Annotated in this window: 22 protein-coding genes; 3 read left to right on the forward strand and 19 right to left on the reverse strand. The window is 38.1% G+C overall.

Annotated features, from left to right (window positions below):
* Window positions 1-142: 142 nt before the first annotated feature.
* From argH to L6W14_RS13410, 6 genes are all read right to left on the reverse strand, one after another.
* Window positions 143-1,522, reverse strand: coding sequence for an argininosuccinate lyase (gene argH / locus L6W14_RS13385; RefSeq protein WP_009370279.1), 1,380 nt, complete (start codon window positions 1,520-1,522; stop codon window positions 143-145).
* An 81-nt stretch (window positions 1,523-1,603) separates the two neighbouring features.
* Window positions 1,604-2,797 (reverse strand): argininosuccinate synthase, encoded by a 1,194-nt coding sequence (locus L6W14_RS13390; RefSeq protein WP_004231366.1) that lies wholly within the window; start codon window positions 2,795-2,797, stop codon window positions 1,604-1,606.
* Between the two features lie 284 nt (window positions 2,798-3,081).
* Window positions 3,082-3,891: a CPBP family intramembrane glutamic endopeptidase gene (locus L6W14_RS13395; protein ID WP_131521518.1), complete on the reverse strand. Its 810-nt coding sequence runs from the start codon at window positions 3,889-3,891 to the stop codon at window positions 3,082-3,084.
* 74 nt (window positions 3,892-3,965) lie between these two features.
* Window positions 3,966-4,760 (reverse strand): MerR family transcriptional regulator, encoded by a 795-nt coding sequence (locus L6W14_RS13400; protein WP_237898184.1) that lies wholly within the window; start codon window positions 4,758-4,760, stop codon window positions 3,966-3,968.
* 110 nt (window positions 4,761-4,870) lie between these two features.
* Window positions 4,871-5,626 (reverse strand): SDR family NAD(P)-dependent oxidoreductase, encoded by a 756-nt coding sequence (locus L6W14_RS13405; protein ID WP_237898185.1) that lies wholly within the window; start codon window positions 5,624-5,626, stop codon window positions 4,871-4,873.
* 8 nt (window positions 5,627-5,634) lie between these two features.
* Window positions 5,635-6,624: an MBL fold metallo-hydrolase gene (locus L6W14_RS13410; protein WP_237898186.1), complete on the reverse strand. Its 990-nt coding sequence runs from the start codon at window positions 6,622-6,624 to the stop codon at window positions 5,635-5,637.
* Window positions 6,625-6,971: 347 nt separating this feature from the next.
* On the opposite strand from L6W14_RS13410, the gene proC reads away from it, so the two are divergent.
* Entirely contained in the window at window positions 6,972-7,775 is an 804-nt protein-coding gene (gene proC / locus L6W14_RS13415; protein WP_004231357.1) for a pyrroline-5-carboxylate reductase, read from the forward strand.
* 48 nt (window positions 7,776-7,823) lie between these two features.
* Entirely contained in the window at window positions 7,824-8,834 is a 1,011-nt protein-coding gene (gene namA / locus L6W14_RS13420) for an NADPH dehydrogenase NamA (protein ID WP_131521523.1), read from the forward strand.
* Between the two features lie 49 nt (window positions 8,835-8,883).
* Here namA and L6W14_RS13425 read toward each other — a convergent pair whose 3' ends face one another.
* Together L6W14_RS13425 and L6W14_RS13430 are read right to left on the reverse strand one after the other, a co-directional pair.
* Window positions 8,884-9,162 (reverse strand): YuzB family protein, encoded by a 279-nt coding sequence (locus L6W14_RS13425; protein ID WP_004231354.1) that lies wholly within the window; start codon window positions 9,160-9,162, stop codon window positions 8,884-8,886.
* Between the two features lie 379 nt (window positions 9,163-9,541).
* Window positions 9,542-9,733 carry a DUF3955 domain-containing protein gene (locus L6W14_RS13430; protein ID WP_227744961.1) on the reverse strand — a complete coding sequence of 64 codons (192 nt, stop codon included), beginning with the start codon at window positions 9,731-9,733 and terminating at the stop codon, window positions 9,542-9,544.
* A gap of 248 nt (window positions 9,734-9,981) precedes the next feature.
* On the opposite strand from L6W14_RS13430, the gene L6W14_RS13435 reads away from it, so the two are divergent.
* The gene (locus L6W14_RS13435) at window positions 9,982-10,419 is read left to right on the forward strand and encodes a hypothetical protein (protein WP_237898187.1); all 438 of its coding nucleotides are present in this window, start codon (window positions 9,982-9,984) and stop codon (window positions 10,417-10,419) included.
* Window positions 10,420-10,505: 86 nt separating this feature from the next.
* On the opposite strand, the gene L6W14_RS13440 is transcribed toward L6W14_RS13435, so the two are convergent.
* The 11 genes from L6W14_RS13440 to rnz form a co-directional block, all read right to left on the reverse strand.
* On the reverse strand, window positions 10,506-11,180 hold the full coding sequence (locus L6W14_RS13440; RefSeq protein WP_131521525.1) for a serine/threonine protein kinase: 675 nt from the start codon (window positions 11,178-11,180) through the stop codon (window positions 10,506-10,508).
* Between the two features lie 349 nt (window positions 11,181-11,529).
* Window positions 11,530-12,096 (reverse strand): NADPH-dependent FMN reductase, encoded by a 567-nt coding sequence (locus tag L6W14_RS13445; protein WP_237898188.1) that lies wholly within the window; start codon window positions 12,094-12,096, stop codon window positions 11,530-11,532.
* A 13-nt stretch (window positions 12,097-12,109) separates the two neighbouring features.
* A complete protein-coding gene (locus L6W14_RS13450) occupies window positions 12,110-13,165 on the reverse strand; it encodes an LLM class flavin-dependent oxidoreductase (RefSeq protein ID WP_131521583.1) in 1,056 nt (351 codons plus the stop codon).
* 16 nt (window positions 13,166-13,181) lie between these two features.
* A complete protein-coding gene (locus L6W14_RS13455) occupies window positions 13,182-14,123 on the reverse strand; it encodes a ring-cleaving dioxygenase (RefSeq protein WP_237900982.1) in 942 nt (313 codons plus the stop codon).
* Between the two features lie 58 nt (window positions 14,124-14,181).
* Window positions 14,182-14,625 carry a MarR family winged helix-turn-helix transcriptional regulator gene (locus L6W14_RS13460; RefSeq protein WP_237898189.1) on the reverse strand — a complete coding sequence of 148 codons (444 nt, stop codon included), beginning with the start codon at window positions 14,623-14,625 and terminating at the stop codon, window positions 14,182-14,184.
* A 100-nt stretch (window positions 14,626-14,725) separates the two neighbouring features.
* Window positions 14,726-15,346: a sporulation-specific diadenylate cyclase CdaS gene (cdaS, locus tag L6W14_RS13465; RefSeq protein ID WP_054549207.1), complete on the reverse strand. Its 621-nt coding sequence runs from the start codon at window positions 15,344-15,346 to the stop codon at window positions 14,726-14,728.
* Between the two features lie 90 nt (window positions 15,347-15,436).
* A complete protein-coding gene (locus L6W14_RS13470; protein ID WP_131521527.1) occupies window positions 15,437-16,816 on the reverse strand; it encodes a DHA2 family efflux MFS transporter permease subunit in 1,380 nt (459 codons plus the stop codon).
* A gap of 81 nt (window positions 16,817-16,897) precedes the next feature.
* Entirely contained in the window at window positions 16,898-17,479 is a 582-nt protein-coding gene (locus tag L6W14_RS13475) for a TetR/AcrR family transcriptional regulator (RefSeq protein ID WP_237898190.1), read from the reverse strand.
* A 113-nt stretch (window positions 17,480-17,592) separates the two neighbouring features.
* Window positions 17,593-17,823 carry an acyl-phosphate glycerol 3-phosphate acyltransferase gene (locus L6W14_RS13480; RefSeq protein ID WP_131521529.1) on the reverse strand — a complete coding sequence of 77 codons (231 nt, stop codon included), beginning with the start codon at window positions 17,821-17,823 and terminating at the stop codon, window positions 17,593-17,595.
* Between the two features lie 65 nt (window positions 17,824-17,888).
* Complete coding sequence (locus L6W14_RS13485) at window positions 17,889-19,883, reverse strand: methyl-accepting chemotaxis protein (protein ID WP_237898191.1); 1,995 nt, start codon at window positions 19,881-19,883, stop codon at window positions 17,889-17,891.
* A gap of 323 nt (window positions 19,884-20,206) precedes the next feature.
* Window positions 20,207-21,139 (reverse strand): ribonuclease Z, encoded by a 933-nt coding sequence (gene rnz, locus L6W14_RS13490; RefSeq protein WP_131521585.1) that lies wholly within the window; start codon window positions 21,137-21,139, stop codon window positions 20,207-20,209.
* Window positions 21,140-21,185: the final 46 nt, after the last annotated feature.

The following is a 21,185-nucleotide window of genomic DNA, read 5'->3' on the forward strand; positions in this document are numbered from 1 at the left end:
GGATTGTCCTTCACATATGTAAGGTTCTCTTCTTTACGTCACCCTCTGGCTCAGTGAAAAAGGATAAAGGTTTTCATAGTGCCTCACAGGACAGCTTTAATGAATATCTATGCAAAAAGTCACAAGGACATGCACGCAAAAATTAAATGGCTACAAGACAGGCTTTCGCTTTTTCAATTTGGATTTTTACTTGTTCAAAGCCAGTACCACCTAAGGAATGGCGGCGGCGAACAGCAGCTTCTGGCGCTAGTACATCATAAATATCCGCTTCAATTAACGTACTTTCTTGCTGCATTTCTTCCAATGGCAAGTCTAATAAATAAATGCCCTTTTGAATACATGTAAAGACAAGCTTACCAGTCACCTCATGTGCCTCACGGAATGGCATCCCCTTTGTAGCGAGGTAATCTGCTAGCTCCGTTGCATTTGAAAAATCAGCGTGAACAGCCTGATGTAAGCGTTCCGTGTTGACAGTCATTGTACGAACCATACCTTCAAAGATTTTAAGTGAACCAAGGATCGTATGAACAGTGTCAAACATCCCCTCTTTGTCCTCCTGCATATCTTTGTTATATGTTAATGGTGTGCCTTTTAACACCGTTAATAAGCCCATTAGATTCCCATAAACACGCCCTGTTTTACCACGAATAAGCTCTGCCATATCTGGGTTTTTCTTTTGTGGCATAATCGAAGAACCTGTTGAGAAGGCATCATCCAGTTCGATAAATTTAAATTCATCTGTAGACCAGATAATAATTTCCTCAGCAAAGCGTGATAAATGCGCCATAAGTAAGGAAGAATGACTTAAAAATTCCACGATAAAATCACGATCACTTACAGCATCCATGGAGTTTGCGTAAACCTCGCTAAACCCTAATAGCTCTGCTGATTTTAAACGGTCAATCGGGAAAGTTGTCCCTGCCATTGCCCCAGCACCTAAAGGTAAAATATCAATACGTTTTATGGATTCTGTAAAACGTTGTTTATCACGCTCTAGCATCCAAAAATAAGCCATTAAATGGTGTGCAAAGGAGATTGGCTGTGCACGTTGTAGATGCGTATAACCTGGTGCAATCGTTTCAATATGCTCTTGTGCTTTGTCTAATAGTGTTTGTTGGAACGTCACAATTAAATCAATTGCTTCCTGCACACGCTTTTTCAAGAAAAGATGCATATCCGTTGCTACTTGGTCATTTCGGCTACGTCCTGTATGTAGTTTGCCACCGACAGGACCTATTAAATCAATTAACATTTTTTCTAAATTTAAGTGTATATCTTCATTGGCAACGCTAAATTCAAGCTCACCTGCGATTGCCTTATCTTTTAATTGGGCAAGACCACCTAGTATGGCCTCTACATCAGCTGCTGGTAAAATTCCTGTGGCACCAAGCATTGTGACATGTGCAACACTACCTTCAAGGTCCTCTAGCACAAGTTGCTGGTCAAAGCCAATGGATGCGCCAAATTCGTCTACCCATGCTTCTGCTGATTTTTGGAAACGTCCACCCCAAAGTTTTGTCATGTCAGCTCACCTTTTCCTCGATTACTTATCAAAAGGTGTAGTATAAGCACAAATGCCTCACCACACCTTGCTTGTTCAACATTACTTTTTATTCACAGATGAGTTCACTACAGTTGGTAGACCCCATAACTCGATAAAGCCTACAGCGGAAGCATGATTGAATTGATCTTCCTTCGAGTATGTTGCTAGCTTTTCACTGTATAATGAATTTGGTGATTTACGTCCTTCTACAATCGCATGTCCTTTAAATAGTTTCACACGTACTGTACCATTCACATATTGTTGTGTTTGCGCAAGGAATGCTTCCAGAGCATCACGTAATGGTGAGAACCATAGACCGTCGTAAATTAATTCGGATAGTTTTTTCTCGATTACTGGCTTGAAGTGTGCTAATTCTTTTACAAGCGTTAAGTCCTCAAGCTCTTTATGCGCTGTTAACAGCACTTTTGCACCTGGAATTTCATAAACCTCACGAGATTTAATACCAACTAAACGATTTTCAACGTGATCGATACGTCCTACACCATGAGCACCCGCTACTGCATTTAATTCTTGAATTAAATCAGCAAGCTTCATTTCTTTTCCGTTTAATGCTACTGGTTTACCAGCTACAAACTCGATTTCCACATACTCTGCTTCATTCGGTGCATTTTCAACAGAAACAGTTAAGCCATACGCTTCTTCTGGTGGTGACACCCATGGGTCTTCCATGATGCCAGCTTCATTCGCACGGCCCCATAGGTTTTGGTCGATTGAGAATGGTGAATCCAATGTTGCAGGAATCGGTACATTATGCTTCATTGCATATTCGATTTCCTCATCACGGCTCCAGCCCCACTCACGTACTGGTGCTAATACCTCTAAATCTGGATTTAATGCTTTAATCGATACTTCAAAACGAACTTGGTCATTCCCTTTACCTGTGCAACCATGCGCAACAGCATCTGCGCCTACTTGATTAGCAATCTCTACTAGTTTTTTCGAGATAAGTGGACGGGAAAGTGCTGATACTAAAGGATACTTTTGCTCATACCATGTATGTGCTTGTAAAGAAATTAATGCATACCCTTCAGCAAATTCGTCTTTCGCATCTACCATATAAGATTCAATCGCTCCTACTTGAAGCGCTTTATTTTTTACGAATTCAAGATCTTTCCCTTCGCCAACGTCAAGACATACTGCAATTACGTCCCAACCTTGTTCTTTTAACCATGGAATTGCTACCGAAGTATCAAGTCCACCTGAATAAGCTAATACCACTTTTTTATTTGCCATTAAAAATGCGCCTCCATTGCTCTATCGATATGTATGTTTATACATTCATTTAAAAGTTTATACACGAATAGTATCATGTTATAAAAATAAATACAAGTGTATTTTTATAAATTCATAGACTTTTATTTTTATTGTCAAAAGTAAGTCGTTCCTTGTATAAGGTTGACAAGAAATCCATGGCAATTCACTCAAAAAAACGTTTTTTTACTATATATATAAATGTATACTATATAAATTTAGCAACGGACGAAAAAAAAGAATCCATGATACAAACTGGATTCTTTCTAGTTACTTAGCTGATCTATCTTATACAATACTTTTTTAGGATTAATCAAAATCAGTAGAACGGCCACCGCCGAATATAAAATGGCATTATACATGATTAAATCAATTAGGTTGCCATTGATAGAGCCGATAAAAAAATTAAAGAGCTGATGAATAATAATAGGAATCATTAAATTCTGATTGATCGTATAAAATACTGTCATGATGATGGTCGTAGCTATAATCGTTAACATAAAGAAGAAGCTATATTTGATCAAATCCATTCCTATAAACCCTGTTGTAAGCCATATCGGTAAATGCCACATTCCCCACCAAAAGCCTATGATAATTGAAGCTATTAATGGCGAATACTTCTTTTGCAGCTCCAGCAGTGCAAAGCCCCTCCATCCTAACTCCTCACCCAGTGGTCCTGACAAAAGCGTTTTAACAAAATAAAAACTGAGCATGCCCCATGAAGACACCGTAAAAATAGAGTTTTCTTCATAATTATTCATGATTTGAAACAAAATCATGATAAAGATAGCTGTTTGTATCATCACGATTAAAACAATTACTGAAAGTGACAATTTGTTTTTGAATTTTTGTTTGACAAAGTGGATAAAACGTTGTCCAGGATAGATTCTTGGAAATAGTAACGCAAAGGCAAAGGTGGATGACCAAGCCGATAGACAGCGTACGGTATCAAATAGCCAAGTAGGATAGCCTAATAGCTTGACGGCTCCTACAACACAGAAAAGTGGCCAAAAAATAATATTGGTTAAAATAATAAAGCTTGCTACTGGTTTTTTTAATTTCTTTTTTCTACGCAAGTAGATCCCCCATTTCATCTGAATATCTTCAGCATAAACCTAGGGGTTGCTCACAGGTCAAACCCATTTTGCCATTATTTTATCGGTACATACATTTCTAAAAAAATACGTTCAAGCCCTTCTTCATAAGTGGTAAGCAATAAGTTGATATAAACAAGCCCTAAAAGCTCGTAGCCATTTTCCTTAGCTACTTTTCTTATACCAGCCTCTACTTTATTGTCTGTATTTTTGCCACCTGTTGACCAGCGCCCATCTTCAATAATTGTATAAAGACATTTGGGATGTGCTAAAACTTCACCTTTAATTGGATAATCGCTATTTTCTACTTTCCTGACAACCATAAATTTATTTACGAGCATTCCGCTATCATCGAATCTAATAACTCTTCTTAAAGAAGTAAGAATTACCGCTTTCTTTATACTATCTGCATTTTCTTTTAACGAATCATATTCATCATAGGCTGTATAATGATCTATTACGCCCATTATTTCTAATGGTTTCATTTCCTTTATAGTATACGTGCCTAGATATTGGCTAATTTTTTGACAATCCTCTTTTACAAGCTGGAGCTTTTTTAATTGTAGCTTTTTATAAGCTATTTCCTCTAACATTACTTGTTCTTTTTCTACTAACAATGATTGGATGCCCTCTATACTCTTGCCTTTTCTCAATTCCTGAATCTTTTTGATTTCAAAATCAATTTCTCTATAAAAATTGATTGTTGTGATATCGTATATATCAAAATGATTGTATGTTCTATACCCATTTTCACTATTTTGCTGGGGCTTTACTAATCCCTTTTCTTCATAAAATTTTAAGGTATCTCTAGAAACTCCTAAAAATTTTGCAACTTGACCAATTGTATACATCTAAGTCTTCCTTTCATCTCTTCCTCTTTACTACTATAGCTACTATTATATGTAAATATGAAAAAAACCGTAGACAAGCTCGTGAAGCAAGTTTACAGTTTCAAATGTTGTTATTTCTTATGGAAAAATGATTTGCCTAGCCATTCAATGGTCGCAGGGGCTAATGCATACAATTTACTCGACAATCCCATAATTCTAGGTAGATTAATCTCACGAACAGGACGATCAATCGTTTTCACTGTCTCTTTGGCTACTTCCTCCGCTGACAATAAAAAGCGCCCTAAGGATTCTCGGTAGCCACTTGTATCATTGGCTTTATCTAAAAATGGTGTATCAATGGGACCAGGATGGATGGCTGTCACTTTTACATTGTACGGAGCTAATTCCATACGCAATCCATTGGTAAAACCGACAATAGCATGTTTCGTCGCAGCATAGACACTCGCTTTTGGTGTGGCCACCTTCCCAGCCTGAGAACCAATGAATATTAAATGGCCCTGTTTGCGCTCTATCATCTTAGAGGCTAATCGTTTGGCAAGATAAATGGGTACGCTAACATTTAATTCGATCATTTGCGCAATATCCTCATCCTGTAAAGCAGGGGCTACAGCAAACTTCCCTACACCTGCTGAAAGAATCGCTACATCAATCGGTGGTAGCTGCGCACAAACATCATCAAGTGTATGTAGATTGGTTAAATCCGCTTGGATCACTTGAGCCCCTAAACGCTCTAGCACCTTTAGTGCAACGGCATTGCGACCTGTGGCATAAACAATATGCCCTTGAGCTACTAGTAATTCAGTTATCTTTAAGCCAACCCCACTTGTAGCTCCTGTCACAAAGATTGTTTTGTTAGGATGTTTCATGTATAAACCTACTTCCTTTGAAATAAATAGATACCTGCTTCTGTCTTTGTTGACGTAATATAGTCATTGGCCTCTAGGTAATCTAAATGACCAAGTGTTTTAGATAAAGTTAAACCAAGCTGATGCTGGAAGATAGCCGGATACAAGCGTTTTGTTACTTGGACAACTGTTAATTGATCATCGCCTAATAATTCAAAAACTTTCATTGATTGTTGGTGCTGTCGCTCTAATCGTTTATCAATTAACAACGGAATATCCTCTAGCTCTGCTCCATGCCCTGTATGCATCATTTTGACAGGTAATTGACGTAGAATTTCAAGGGATGCATTATATTGTAGTAAAGATTTTGTACGTCCTACAGTACGATCCAATGGTGGCTCTATTAATGGATTGGGCGTTATTTTTTCAAGCAATAAATCTCCACCAATCACATGATGAGTTTTTTCATCCCAAAAAATGAAGTGACTTTGTGCGTGACCTAATGTTTCGATTGCCTTTAATCCTGGATGCCCAGGAACTTCATCTCCATCTGCCAAAATTTGCGTTAATGGTCGTTCCCCTACAAGCTCCAATTCACGACGAACATGGACACTTTTTGCAATATATTCTTGTGGTACCCCATGCTCCAATAAACGTTCACTGTAAAATTGTTCATGATAGCGTAAAAAGTCTTCATCATGACGAAGCCATTTGTCATTATAGGCATGCCCTAAAATTTCTGCATATGGAAAAGCATCGACCCATCCCGCATGATCTGGATGGTGATGGGTTAACACAACCTGTTCAATATCTTGCATGTCAAAGCCTGCTGCTCGAATCCCCCATTTTAAAGCATCATAGGCTTCCATTGTTTTTGGGCCAACATCAAAAATGCTAAGTGCATCGCCTTTTACAATAAATGCATTGACATCTCCTACTGCATAGGGTGTTGGTATTTCTATCTTGTATATAGACAAAGTTGTCTCCCCCTTTTCACGCACTTGTGAATACTGATTCATTCTATTTTACAAGTTTTTTCTGTTTTCGTCATCCTCCTGTTGACAGGTTGCTTATTCCTCACTATAATTTTGAATAATCTAATTATTTATGTGCGTTGAAGAAGACGAGTACGTATCTGGTGAAGGTGTTAGAGAGTGTTACATTTGCTGAGAGTAACATCACCCGCTCCCATTACCGAACCTACTTCTGAGCAGTTATGCAAACATAACCGTTTCCCTTGCGATAAGAGGGCTAAGAGTTGTGCCAACAATTGGCAAACAAAGGTGGTACCGCGGAAACGAGAGCGTTTTCGTCCTTCTAGATAAGGACGAGAGCGCTTTTTTATTTTGAACTGGAGGTTTTGTTCATGAAAAAAATTTTATTTATCGGTGCAGGCTCAATGGCGGAAGCATTGATGCAAGGCTGGATTAAACAAAAGGTGTTCACACCACAGGAAATTTACGTCACCAATCGCTCAGACAAGGAACGCTTACATTTCCTACATGAAACATATGGTGTCCATTGTGTGTTTGATCCTGCGATTTTTCAACAGGCAGATCTGATTATCTTAGCGATGAAGCCGAAAGATGCTATTGCTGCTATGTGTGATTTAAAGCCTAAACTTACGGCACACACTGCTGTACTATCTATTTTAGCAGGCATTGCGATTGATACAATTACAGAATTTTTAGGGAGTCGCCCAGTAGCAAGGGTGATGCCGAATACTTCCGCTACAATCGGCATGTCAGCAAGTGGCATTGCATTCAATAACGAGGTATCTGCAGACCAGCGTATCCTATTCCTCCAGTTATTAGAGGCTGTTGGCTCCGTTATTGAAGTCGATGAGGATCAGTTACATGCAGTCACAGCCCTTTCAGGTAGCGGCCCTGCCTATATCTATTATTTAATGGAAGCTTTTGAACGAGTAGGGACGAAGGTAGGCTTATCGAAAGATACGGTGCGCTTGCTCATGACTCAAACACTTGCGGGGACAGCTGAGATGCTCAAGCAGTCATTAGATGAACCAGATGTCTTACGCAAAAAGGTGACAAGTCCTGGTGGCACGACGGAGGCAGGGATACAGGCATTAGAGCAATATCAATTTAATGAAGCCATCGAAGCCTGTATTAAAGAAGCCGAGGCACGATCTCGTTCACTTGCAAATGGGTAGCATTATGTGCAAAATAGAGTGTATCACTAGGAATTAGGAGGCTTTATTTTGAGTAAATTATTCGAACCCTATACATTGCAATCTATCACCTTAAAAAACCGTGTTGTGATGGCACCTATGTGCATGTACTCAGCACAAGACGATGGCATGGTAACACCCTTTCATTTGGTCCATTATGCAACACGTGCAGCTGGTCAAGTAGGCTTAATCATTTTAGAAGCTACTGGTGTTGTGCCAGAAGGTCGTATCTCAAATAAGGATTTAGGGATTTGGGATGATGCACATATTGAAGGATTAAGTCAATTAGTTGAGGGGATGAAAGCGTACGGCGCTAAAACAGGCATCCAGCTTGCACATGCTGGTCGCAAAGCAACAGTAGATGGCGAAATTTTTGCTCCATCAGCGATTGCCTTTAGTTCAGACTATAAAACGCCAACAGAAATGACAGAAGAGGACATTCACTATGTCATCGAGGCATTTAAACAAGCAGCTATTCGTGCCGCAAAGGCTGGCTTTGATGTACTAGAAATTCATGGCGCACATGGCTATTTAATTAGCGAGTTTTTATCACCTGCTACGAATAAACGTCAAGATCGATATGGGGGCTCACAGGAAAATCGATATCGCATTCTACGTCAAGTCATCGATGCTGTTCGCAGTGTATGGGATGGTCCTTTATTGGTACGTGTCTCTGCGGAAGATTATGCGGAAGATGGTACAACAATGGATGACTTTATTGTTTTTAGCCGCTGGATGAAATCTCAAGGTGTTGATTTAGTTGATGTGTCAACAGGGGGCGTTGTACCAGCAGCCATCAATGTCTTTCCAGGCTATCAGGTACCACATGCAGAAGCGATTAAGCATGGGGCTGATATTCCTACTGGTGCAGTTGGTCTTATTACCACAGCCATTCAAGCCGAAGAGATACTCCAAAATAATCGTGCAGATTTAATATTCTTAGCGCGTGTTTTATTACGAGACCCTTACTGGGCACTACATGCAGCTAAAGAGCTAGGAGAAGACGTGCAGCCTCCCGTTCAATACGTTCGTGGTTGGTAATTACATTTCCATCAAAAAACAGCTTGTGCTCCAGCAAGCTGTTTTTTCATTAGAAAAGTGGATTTTGTTTTAATTCTTCATCAATAGCCTGTACCAATGTCTCCGCGTCATCTGCTGTCACAACTTCCCCATTTACTATCGCAAAAATACCTTGCTCACAGATTTCACAATGGGATGTACAACCAGATTCCTCTATCTCAATATCTTCTCGTTCTACTAATACATCATACGCATCTGCCGCACCAAGAGCTAAATTAGTGATACAAAACTCCACTCTATTTTTTAGCTGCTGTGGTTCCTTCTTTTTTTTAAAAAGAGAAAATACCATGTTTATTGACCCCCTACTCTCTAAAAATAATCATACCACAATTCCATAAACTACATGAAAACTGTAGCGTTAAGCAAAATGATTATCATAAAATACTATTAATCTTTCAGCTCAATCAACATAAGTTTTTCTTTTGAAATTAATGTACAACCATTAAACGAAGATGACTGCCTTGAAAAAAGGTAGTTACAAACTTATCATGCAAAACCTTCAAGTACAATTTTGCAGTCAACTAAAATAGCTATTTATGTTGTTCAATCAAATCATCAGTCTACTCCATAGATCGTGTAAACAAAACTCCCACACAAATGTAGTGCTTTTATTAAGTAAATATTAAAAACAACCAAGTCTCTTATGTATGACCTGGTTGTTTTATCTATTATTTAACGTATTGTGTCTTTTTAATAACCGATTTTAACGCCACCCCTACTACACATATAAATCCAATAAATAACAATAAAAATCCTATTGGAATAAGAAAGAATGGTTCTTCTAATGTACCATCAGGTGCTACATTACTCCCTTTCACCATAAAGATTAAAAAACTAAGTACGCCTAATATGATTGGCATTCATGCCAAAATATATTTTTTCATAACTTTTTCTTCTCTCCTAAATATTTTTATGTTTAATTCCTACACTGCAGCTTTCTACAACTCGCTGTAACAATCATAAACCCAAAATATATTCTAAGTCAATTATTTTTTATTGATAAACAATAAATTTTTATTCTAATTCAACCAATCTCAAAATTGACATTTTGAAATTCTAACTATAAAATGACCATAATCTCAAGTGATAATATGGAAGGATGATTTGTATGAACTATGAAGATTTAATGCAATGGAAAGGTTATTTGTTTTTAGATAATATAGTAGAGCCAGGGACAAACTCTTTGAGAGTCTCTATTTCTAGAGCTTCCGTCAGCTCCGAAATCGAGGATATAAGTTTTGAGGAATATACTATAAATGATGTCTATCCTATTGAAATTGATAAGACATTACCGGTCATAGAATTCGATTCATATGTAGCCTATACTGTTTTTGACGAATCATTTCATTTTGTCAATCAAGAAGATGATTTCTTGGGTAACTCAGTACGTCTTTTTACAAAATCAACTTATTTAGATTTTATAAGTAAAGGAACTATAGCTCTCGATATCTATTCCTACAAGGAGCTATTCCATTATCAGATTGTTTGTTTAGACCATATTATTGATATTGTCTCATTTGATAAACCTACTATTATAAGCGAATAAGTATTTTTTAAAACAGTCAATGAAATTTTGTTGTCTGTTTTCTTTATTTCTATTAAAGCATCTCGTAAAAGGTAGCTCCCGTAAGTTCAATTATTTTTTAATAGAAACTTTAAAATATTTTTTGTAAACTCTTCGTATGAAGTATTCTTTCCACGCTGGTTATACCACTTTCGTATTGTTTCTACTAACCAAAACGGCACAGAATTTCCATCAATTACATGATAGTATTGCTCATATCCTTTTTTTAAATGCTCCCATCGATGATCATTACCCTGTAGTGTGTACTCAGAGACATCAATTATTTTTGCCCTTCCATTCTGTAGCAAAATATTTTTCAAATGAATATCACGAGGGTTAAGGCCCTTCTTCCGAACATATTCTCTTGCATCCTCCACTTCATTTATAACCTGTTTTGGAATGTGAATACCTTGTAGAATGCAATCAAAAAGCGTTTTTCCTTCTTCGTAACTTAAAACAAGGTATTCGTCATGTGAAGCAAAGCATGTTGAAAAGAAAGGTGAATCTCCAAGTATTTGATACACATTTGCTTCAACTTTTACTTTGTGCACTTTGTCTTTGGCATATAGTTTAAATGCATACGCTGGGGCGGAAAGAGCTTGAAAAACAGCCGCATCCGTTCCAACACCTATACATTTCAAATCATCAGCTTCACCACTTATGGTAACAGGCTCATTATTTGGGTTTGAAAAAACGTTTATTTTAGAAAGAGAACCTATAGCTTTGTCCCAGTCGTTTTCCATTTCCATCTCTCCCATCATTTACATTGAAGAAAACTACACTACTTCAGTAGGAATTCTATATCGCCCCTAACAATATTCAAATCTCAAGTTTCCTACACATACTCTTTAATTTTAAAACGTTGGGAACTACTAGAAGTTTCTATTTCCATTTCTCCATATGGAAAGTATACTGCTTAGTTAGCTACAGAAGAACAAGTTCTATTCTCTATTTACCCTTAACCACCTTTATTAAAAACTCAGAGTGATTTGGGTTTTATTTTTTATCATGATTGTCACGAACTAATAGCTAGCCTTGACACAAAAAGAAACGCTGTGTCAGACTACTTCACAGCGTTTCTTCTATTAATCTTTAAAAATCATATTCAGCATCTTTTTTGGCTCGAATTTCTGCAAAAGCCTCTGTAACCATCACGGTATCCTCCGCTAACCGTTCTAGACGAAAAAGGACATCATCATTGAAAATTTCTTTACGTAAAAAATCCTTTTCTTCTATAAATACATAGGTCGGTACGATGTGCGCTTTCATATAAGCAAGGATCGGCTTTAGTTGCTGTTCCACCATTAAATAATGCTTGGATGTACCCGCTGTAACAATAACACTGACGACTTTATCGCGGAAGGCATTGACAGGTAAAAGGTCAAAGATGTTTTTTAATGTAGCTGGTATAGATGCTTGGAATGTTGGCGTCCCAATAACGATCGCATCTGCAGCCATAATGGTTTCCGTCACATATTTTGTATCGCCTTCATAGTCAAAGTAATTACGTCCATCACTAAAAACTAGCTGATAGTCAGCAAGATCTAGTAATGTTACTTCATGCTGTGGGTATTTTTCTTGTAACATCTCGACTAACTTTTGTGTAGCTGTTCTTGTCTTTGAGCCGACAATAGAACCCGCAAGTGCGACAATTTTCATAATGAGCCACTCCTTATTTTGCTGTGTGTTTTTTTATCGCTGGAATTATATCATTACCAATGATTTCAATATTTTTCATCAATTTTTCGAATGGTACGCCACCAAAATCGATTTGTGCCATAAAGCGTTGCATGCCATATAGTTCGTATTGATAAAGTAGTTTTTCAATAATTTGCTCTTTACTGCCCACCATTAAAGCATCACGTGTATCAGGCGCTTGTGCAAATTGTTGCTTTGGATAGCCCCCACCACGAATCGCTTGGAAACCACCGTTTAAATGTGGATACATGCCCTGCAATGCCTCTTTTGTTGTGTCTGCTACATAAAACAAGCTTGTTGTGGCAATAGGTAATTCATTTGGGTCAAAGCCTTTGCGCTCTGCCGCTTCGCGATAGGCATCCACTGATGGTTTAAAGTTGATAGCAGGTCCACCTAATGTTGTAAGCATCATCGGAATGCCCATATAACCTGCTTTAATGGCGCTGGCAGGTGGTCCACCCACCGCACGCCATATTGGCAACGAGCCGTTTTTTGGCTGCGGTAAAATTTGTGCATGGTGGAGAGGTGCTCTAAATTGCCCTTCCCAAGTCACAAGCTCCTCATCATTGATTTTCATAAGAAGCTCTAATTTTTCCTCAAAGATTTCTTCATAATCTTGTAAATCAACACCTAGTAAGTGATAGGCACCTACACGTGAACCACGTCCCGCTACAATTTCTGCACGACCATTTGATAATAAATCAATTGTGGCAAAATCCTCATATACTCGTACAGGGTCTGAAACACTTAATACGGTTGCGGAGCTAGATAATTTAATGGTCGAAGTTGCTTGTGCGATAGCACCTAACACGACCGTATGTGCCTGTGTTGTAAAATAAGACTGATGACTTTCACCTATGCCAAATACATCAATTCCAGCTTGCTCTGCTAATTGACTTGCCTCGACTAGCTCTTTTAGTCGTTGTTGAGCAGAAATACGCTCGCCCGTTAGTGGATTAGGGATATGATCTCCTAAAGAGTACAGTCCGAATTCGAGTCCTTGTGCTTGATCAATACGATATTTTTCCATTATGTGTTATCTCTCCTTATTCTAGCGGTTCTAAAATAGCTTCAATTTCTGAACGTCTCTCTTCTAAAAATGGCGGGAGGTCTAACTCTTTGCCAAGTTCTTCGACTGCTGAATCTACCGTAAACCCTGGCCCATCTGTCGCCATTTCAAATAAAATACCGTTACGATCTCTAAAATATAGACTTTGAAAATAATAACGATCAACCACACCAGTACTATCCAATCCAAGCTCCTTAATTTTGGTATCCCATTGCTGTAATTCTTCAACGGTTGCAACACGTAACGCAAGATGGTGAATACTGCCTTTACCAGGTTTCTCGCTTGGTCCTTCTAATTCTTTGACAACAATCTCGCCAAGCACTTCCCCTTCTATCGATTGTAGGACCGTTTCTTTGTCCTTTTCGGCAATAACTGTATAGTGAAATAAATCTTGTAATAAATTGACCGTTCTTGGTAAATATCGCACAGTGATTTCGATCGTTCCCATGCCTAAAATACGATGTTCCTTCGGTATATTATTTCCATCCCATGGTTGCCATTGAGCAGGCGTTTCTTGTCCTTGGTGGTTTAACAATACCATCCGTAAACCTTCATGATCTTCAAAAAATAAAGCCTCTTTGCCTGCATAAGTAGTGATTTCGCTATGTTCTACCTCTAGCTGCTGAAAGCGTTCTTTCCAATATAGTAGGCTTTCGGAGCTAGGTACAAGTAAGCCAATGCGCGTAATAGCATTCGTCCCTCGCACTGTACGTCCTGCAACAGGCATTTCAAAAAATGTTAATTCTGTACCTGCTGCGCCTGTTAAGTCTCCATAAAATAAGTGATACATGGAAGGTGAGTCTTGATTCACCGTTTTTTTCACACGTCGTAACCCTAAAATAGTTGTGTAAAAGTGATTATTCTGTTTACCATTTTTCGTTAGCATTGATATATGATGGTGTCCGCTTAATTTGTTCATCATAATTGTTCCTCCTCATTATTTTCACTTGACTAAGCAAGTGATTTTACAAAAAAAATTACACGGGTGGCAATTTTTTTTCTCGACTATGTTTTTCAAGCTTTGTCATCGCAATATATAAAGATTTAATTTCTTCAGCTGTTAATACTTCTTCAAAAAACGAAGACTGGAAGTGAAGTTGACTAGGTGTTGCTGCATCAATCATTTGCTCCCCTTTTGATGTCAATGAGATGGTTTTCGTCTTCCAATTTTGTTTACGCTCGATTAGTCCCTCTTTTTCTAGTCGGGCAAGCATGCGAGACATGCCACCTTGTGTTACAGTTACTTTTTCTGCTAATTGAGACTGTGTAATCGGGGCATATGTTTTAATCTGGATTAACACATCAAATTGTGCTGTCGTTAAGTCGAAACGTTTTAAAAATTCATTCGATAACTGATTACTTTGCGTTGTAAAGCGCATCATCCGAATCCACGTTAAGGTGCCTATTGTATGATTTCTCATGACTTCACCCTCCCTTCAGTTATCACTTTACCACGCAAGTGATACTTCTGCAAGAAAAATATCTCGAATTCAAGATATTTTTTTAACATAGGGAGACCCCCTATATGATGCCAGGTGTTGTAACAGGATATAAATTGCCCTTAAGAGCAAAAGAAATTCTACCCGTTTCTTCTGATACAACCATTACAAGTGCATCACTTTGCTCACTCAATCCCAGCGCTGCACGATGTCTTGTTCCTAATTTCTTTTCCCCTGTATACCGCTCTGACAATGGCAGTACATTGGCAGCTGACTCAATTTGATTTTGATGGACAAGTACCGCTCCATCGTGAAGTGGATTACCAGGGAAGAAAATAGATTCTAATAAAGAATGGGTTAAATCTGCACCAATATGAATACCAGGCTGAATTAAATTCTCTAAAGCATCCTGTCTTTGAATAACAATTAAACCACCATGCCTTCTCAAAGACATATTTTGCACACTGTGTGATAGCTCTGGATACTTTTCAGTAAACGGGGAAAGATAACAATTTAAATAGAACGTTGCAGCTTTCATTTCAATTGTCATAAACTTCTCTTTAATTTTCTCAAAATTACCGAGGAGACAATTTGCATCTGTATCCATTTCCTGTACACTCTGCTGTAAAGACATGATCACTTCGAGAAGCTCATCTTTTAAAGTTTCTTTCATTGGTGAAAAATCACAATTTGTTGGATCCACAAAAAGCACCTCTCTTTTTTCAAAATCGTGAAGCCTCTTCTTCCCTTAGTTTCTCTATTTAGGCTATTTTTATGCGTATTAGAAATGAGGTTAATGAGTAGTTTGCCCTTTCCTTACATATAGAGACAATAGTAGTCCAATGCTACTTAAAATCGTTGTGGCAATAAAAGCAGTTCGAATACCATTTAGCATCGGATCAGCTACTCCCAACTGATGTTGTAAAGTCGTCACAGTACTCATGATGGTTACAAGTAATGCCGTCACTAATGCACCCCCAACCATACGCAATGTGCTAGTCATTGCTGTTGCATGGGCCATTAAATGTGTAGGTAACGCATTCATGCCAGCAGTTGTTAGGGGCATCATAATCATTGAAATCCCAAAGGAAATCATCGTAAACACCCCTGCCAGTAGCAAAAGTTTCGTATTCATTGATATCGCTATAAGCAGACTTGTTCCAAGGAAAATACATGTGAATCCTACTAGTGCTAAGCCCTTTCCTCCAACTTTATCGAAAATCTTCCCTGTCACTGGAGACATAAAGCCCATCACGAGAGCACCAATTAATAAAACTAATCCTGTTTCAAGTGCAGAAAGTTGACGCACGTTTTGAATATAAAAGGTTAATAGTATTTGCGTACCAATCATAATGGCATAGACCAAACTTGATAGGAAGGTTGTGATAGAGAACATAGTAGATTGAAAGACACGAAATTCTAGCATGGGTTTGGGTAATCGTAGCTGTCGCCTAATAAATAAAGTCAACATCGTCCCACCTATCCCTAATGTGACAACAACCTGCATTGATTGGAAGCCAGCTGTTCCTGCAATACTAAAACCATATAACAAACCTCCCCACCCTAAAGAAGAAAACACGATGGAAAGAGCGTCTAACTTTCCCTCTTTTGTAGTCGTTACATTTTTCATAAAAATCGTCGCTACTGTCAACACCATGACCGAAACAGGTAGGACAGTAAAAAATAAATGTCGCCATGTAAGATGTTCTAATATCCAGCCAGATAAAGTTGGGCCAACTGCTGGCGCAAAACCTGTTACAAGACCAGCTAGCCCCATAATTGAACCCCGTTTTTCTTTTGGATACATCGTTAATAAAATTGTTTGCATTAACGGCATAATCACCCCTGCTCCAGCTGCTTGAATAATTCTTGCGAGAAGCAAAATTGTAAAGGTTGGGGCAAAGGCACCTAAAAAAGTACCGATACTAAATAACGTGAGGGCAACGATTAGCAGCAATCGATTTGAAAAACGACCGATTAGAAATGCTGTAATGGGGATGAGAATTCCATTCGTCAATAAATAAATTGTCGTGAGCCATTGTGCTAAGTTAGCATGAATCTTAAAATCTTCCATAATGGGCGGCATAGCTATGAGTAATAAAGTCTGGTTGAGAATAGACACAAATGCTGCAGATAGTAAAATTGCTACTATAACATTTCTTTTTTCCTTCATGTTTGAATCCCCTTTAATTTGTTAGTTAGTTATAACTAACATTTTATTTAAAAAATATATGAAAGCTTTGTGGGTAGAGCATTAAATACAGACTCCACCCACAAAAGTAGCTACTAAATGATCAACAAAACTTTCCTTTTGGTTTTTTAAAAAATGATCATCCCAAAATGCATTGGATACAAAGAATCCGAAAAGGCTCGTTAAAAAAACAGTGGCCTGCCCATTTGTATCAATATCCTTGATCTTTCTCTGTTGGATTTGGACTTGAAAATAACCTTCCAATAATTTTAGTAATTGTTTGGTTTTGCTATCCGAAATAAGCTCCATTACTCCTGGTAGTATACTTCTATCTTGTATAGTAATGAGAAATATCGCTTTATTTTTTTCCATAAAAGCTAGATAAGCGTTAGCAATTTGCTGTAAGTCATTCACTAGATTTCCTGATAAATCTCGAGCAAATAACTGTTCAAAGTATGGAATATAAGAATGTCTATCTAGCACAGCTTGTAGAATCCCCATTTTTGTTTCAAAATGACGAAAAACAGTCATTTCACTCACTCCAGCAGTTAAAGCAATATCTTTCACAGAGACATTGGAGTAGCCCCTTTCAGTCATTAAGCTTGTCGCAGCAGCAAGAATTTTATCCTTTGTGTCTTTTTTCATTTTACACGTCCCCTAAATGTTAGTTATGACTAACAAAAATATAGAGGATTAAACCCAATTTGTCAAAAAAAAGTGTTGTTAATAGAACATGTTCTATTAACAACACTTTTGAGTTACATATGCCCTGCTCGGATTTTCTTTACGATGCTGAAAGTCGTGTAGGCAGCAGCAGGTGCTAATACGACAATAAAAATAATCCACACAGTTAAATTATTTGTTGCTTTTAATGTTTCATAATTTGTCATGACAAAAATAAGTAGACCGAACAATAGTAAATAACTCAGCACATTTGGAAAAATGACGATTAATCGTAATAATGCTGGCGGCATCTTTTGTTGATTCATTTAAACCACACCCCTTTTTTCAATTATACGGGAATCTAGTGATTTATCGTACTATATTTTTCCTTTTATACTTTATATTTGCCTGCTGATAGTTGGAGGTTTTCCGCTGTTGTATTCAATTGGTCGATAAATGCGGTCATACTCTCCATATTTTCCGCTTGATGTTTAGCCTTTTGAGCAACGGCATCAACACTTTGCGAAGTCTGCTTAGCCAAGAGCGAAACATCTTCCATGGTAGCTGTTACTTCTTCTGTACTAGCAGCAATTTCCTCGGTGGAGCTTGACACTAAATCCACTTGTGTTGCTAACACCTGTACATCATTATGAATTCCTTCAAACGATTGCTGTGCTTCTAGTACGATAGCACGTCCTGTATGTAAGACATCTGCTGTTGCTTGGATGGTTGCTACAATATTGGCTGTTTCCTTTTGGACATTCATCACCACCTGGGTGATTCTATCCGCCGCACTCTTAGAATCTTCAGCTAATTTCCGAACTTCTTCAGCTACAACGGCAAAGCCTTTCCCCGCTTCACCTGCACGTGCCGCTTCAATAGATGCATTTAATGCCAGTAAATTCGTTTGATCAGAAATTCCTGTAATCACATTAGTAAATTCCCCAATCATTGTAGATAGTTTTTCAAGCTCCTGTGTTCCAATCACCGCAAAATTCGTTTTCTCATGAATAGTCACCAGTTGCTTTTGTAAGGACTGCATAATTTGTAATCCGTTATCTGCGTTTTCCTCAGTATTACGCGAAATACTAGAAATTTCTGCTATGGATTCCGAAATATATTGAATGCTGCGTGCCAATTCCTCCATTGAGTGCGCACTGTCTGCCGTATTATTCTGTTGTGCAAAGGAGGCCTGCGCTACCTGACTAGATTCTCCTTGGATAATTGCGGCTGAGTCAAGTGTTTCATGAGCATTTTCTTGAATTGTATAGGTAGCTTCTTTTATTTGATTGGCCCCTTGCTTGATTTCACACATAATTTGTTGGAAATTATCCATCATCCCATTAAATGATGTCACTAATTGGCCAATCTCATCCTTTGCATGGATTGGAATACGCTTGGTTAAATCTGCTTCTCCTTTACTAATTTCCTCTAAGGAGTTGCGCACACTTAAAATACGCGATACTTGCTTCGAAATAGACAGGCCCGTAGTGAAGAAAATCACACAGACAACGATCAATGAAGCTACAATTGTGCCTACCAAAATTTGTGAGAGGATCGCATTGGATACAATGATAGCTAAGTATGTACCGTTTGATAATGGTTTTACATATTGCGTGACACGCGTGCCATCGTAGCGCCCTGAAAATTCAGTTGACTTTTGTGCTGAAAATTGGGCTGGCTCAAAACCAATATCCGCTAAATTTTGTTTTGCTGTAGCGGCAATGGCTTGGCCTTTTTCATCTACAATTGCGGCGAATAATACGATTGAGGATAAATAGTTGTCCAGTTGATCGATATAGGATTCACTACCGATACTTGCTTCTAAATCTAGTAGCTGCTGTCCATGGCGGGCCACCTGTACAATTTGTGGAGTTGCTGGATTCCAGCTACCTACCCCGACAAATTTGAAAAATTGATCATCGACATCGCGAATTTGTGCTTTTTGGACAATTTCTTTCGCTCTTCCATCTAAGAGTTGCATATATTCAGCAGCTTGTCCGTTTGGATCAGCACCAAAGTTAAAATCAACAGTTGGAGCTACTGATGTCACCGTTGTATTCCCTTTATCATCTGTACTCCAAATCTCATCAATGCCACCTCGCTCAGCAATGGCCTTTAAATCCTCATATGTAGCACCTTTGTCAATGATGTAAGAAGCCATTACAGATTCAGCAATCATTTCTTTTTCCATAATTTCTTCTGCTTTTTCTCTAGATTGAATCGCTCCTTCCAACCCCATGACAATGGAGTTGGCGATTGCTTCTCCATTGCTTTTTTCACTTTTATATGTAGCTTGATAAACATAAATAGAAAATGCCGCTATAATGAACACCACAATGCCCATAATCTCCAGAAGCATTTTCCATTTCATTGACTTTCTCATGATGAGATCCCCCTAAAAATTACGATTATTTCCACTTCATCATACAATATTACTTCCATATATTTCATTAACAATTTATTAAATATAAAATAATAAGTTTTGAAGAAGTTGAAATTGTCATTAATTTGTAAAATTTTCGAAATAGATAAGCATGGAGGATAAAACTAACTATTTTGTACTAGTAGAGGCATACAAAAAAGCATATTTCTCATGACTAAACAGTAATATTTAAACAAATTCATCTATACATCTTTAGGACTATAAACTAAAAACATCTATTAGAAGAATCTCCTCTAATAGATGTTTTTCACTTAATAATTATATCAAAATAATTTATTGTGTTGCCATGTATAAACGGCTTGATCAGCTGTTAGGAATGTATTCGGAAAAATCCCCTGTGCTTCAGCTAAAAATTGTGGTAAGTCATATGGAAGAAAACGCGCGCTTAAATGATTTAATAATAAATAGTGTGCACCAGCTTGCTGTGCGACTTTTGCAGCCTCCACGTTTGTTGCATGACCGTAGCTTGCTGCTAAATCTGTTGTTGTACCATCAAAAGTTGCTTCATGAACAATGATGTCAGCGCCCATTGATAATTGGATTGCTTCTTCACAATATTTTGTATCGCCTAAGACTGACAATGTAAAGCCCTTTTTGGCTGGTGCAACCACGTCTTTCGCAAGTATCACATCACCATTTTCAAGTACAATATCGTGGCCATTTTTTAATTGACCTAGTAAAGGTCCCTTTGGAACGCCAAGTGCCTGTGCTTTGTCGATTAATAATTCGCCTGGTAAATCCTTTTGTTCGATACGATACCCATAGCAAGGTACAACATGGCGCAATTCTTTAGCATGAATTGTAAAATGAGCATCCTCAAAAATAATGCCTTCTTGTACCTCTACAAAGCGTAAAGGATATGTTAAATGGGTTTTTGATAGCGCTAATGTTTGTTCAATCCACTGCTGTAAGCCAGATGGCCCGAAGATTGTTAGGGGCTCATCCCCACCTTGAAAGGAACGCGAGCTTAAAAAGCCTGGAAGGCCAAAAATATGATCTCCATGTAAATGTGTAATAAAAATTTTCGTTACTTTCCGTGGCTTTAACGACGTATGAAGGATTTGATGCTGTGTCGCCTCCCCACAGTCAAATAGCCACATTTCACTTACTTCGTCTAATAGCTTTACCATCAGAGCACTTGTATTTCGTTCTTTTGAAGGCATGCCTGCGCCTGTCCCTAGAAAATGTAGCTGCAACATATGTCACCTCACTTCTTATTAATATCGTTTTATTGTACCTTAT

Source organism: Lysinibacillus sp. ACHW1.5, assembly GCF_022014815.1.
Lineage (GTDB): Bacteria > Bacillota > Bacilli > Bacillales_A > Planococcaceae > Lysinibacillus > Lysinibacillus capsici.

What these genes read in the sequence shown, in the direction of transcription:
- L6W14_RS13460 (WP_237898189.1), bottom strand. Translation starts at nt 14,625, where the DNA reads ATGAGAAATCATACAATAGGCACCTTAACGTGGATTCGGATGATGCGC.
- L6W14_RS13410 (WP_237898186.1), bottom strand. Translation starts at nt 6,624, where the DNA reads ATGAATCAGTATTCACAAGTGCGTGAAAAGGGGGAGACAACTTTGTCT.
- L6W14_RS13470 (WP_131521527.1), bottom strand. Translation starts at nt 16,816, where the DNA reads ATGAAGGAAAAAAGAAATGTTATAGTAGCAATTTTACTATCTGCAGCA.
- L6W14_RS13450 (WP_131521583.1), bottom strand. Translation starts at nt 13,165, where the DNA reads ATGGAAAAATATCGTATTGATCAAGCACAAGGACTCGAATTCGGACTG.
- L6W14_RS13435 (WP_237898187.1), top strand. Translation starts at nt 9,982, where the DNA reads ATGAACTATGAAGATTTAATGCAATGGAAAGGTTATTTGTTTTTAGAT.
- proC (WP_004231357.1), top strand. Translation starts at nt 6,972, where the DNA reads ATGAAAAAAATTTTATTTATCGGTGCAGGCTCAATGGCGGAAGCATTG.
- L6W14_RS13390 (WP_004231366.1), bottom strand. Translation starts at nt 2,797, where the DNA reads ATGGCAAATAAAAAAGTGGTATTAGCTTATTCAGGTGGACTTGATACT.
- L6W14_RS13445 (WP_237898188.1), bottom strand. Translation starts at nt 12,096, where the DNA reads ATGAAAATTGTCGCACTTGCGGGTTCTATTGTCGGCTCAAAGACAAGA.
- L6W14_RS13400 (WP_237898184.1), bottom strand. Translation starts at nt 4,760, where the DNA reads ATGTATACAATTGGTCAAGTTGCAAAATTTTTAGGAGTTTCTAGAGAT.
- argH (WP_009370279.1), bottom strand. Translation starts at nt 1,522, where the DNA reads ATGACAAAACTTTGGGGTGGACGTTTCCAAAAATCAGCAGAAGCATGG.
- L6W14_RS13455 (WP_237900982.1), bottom strand. Translation starts at nt 14,123, where the DNA reads ATGAACAAATTAAGCGGACACCATCATATATCAATGCTAACGAAAAAT.
- L6W14_RS13425 (WP_004231354.1), bottom strand. Translation starts at nt 9,162, where the DNA reads ATGGTATTTTCTCTTTTTAAAAAAAAGAAGGAACCACAGCAGCTAAAA.
- L6W14_RS13475 (WP_237898190.1), bottom strand. Translation starts at nt 17,479, where the DNA reads ATGAAAAAAGACACAAAGGATAAAATTCTTGCTGCTGCGACAAGCTTA.
- L6W14_RS13485 (WP_237898191.1), bottom strand. Translation starts at nt 19,883, where the DNA reads ATGAGAAAGTCAATGAAATGGAAAATGCTTCTGGAGATTATGGGCATT.
- L6W14_RS13405 (WP_237898185.1), bottom strand. Translation starts at nt 5,626, where the DNA reads ATGAAACATCCTAACAAAACAATCTTTGTGACAGGAGCTACAAGTGGG.
- L6W14_RS13440 (WP_131521525.1), bottom strand. Translation starts at nt 11,180, where the DNA reads ATGGAAAACGACTGGGACAAAGCTATAGGTTCTCTTTCTAAAATAAAC.
- L6W14_RS13430 (WP_227744961.1), bottom strand. Translation starts at nt 9,733, where the DNA reads ATGCCAATCATATTAGGCGTACTTAGTTTTTTAATCTTTATGGTGAAA.
- L6W14_RS13480 (WP_131521529.1), bottom strand. Translation starts at nt 17,823, where the DNA reads ATGAATCAACAAAAGATGCCGCCAGCATTATTACGATTAATCGTCATT.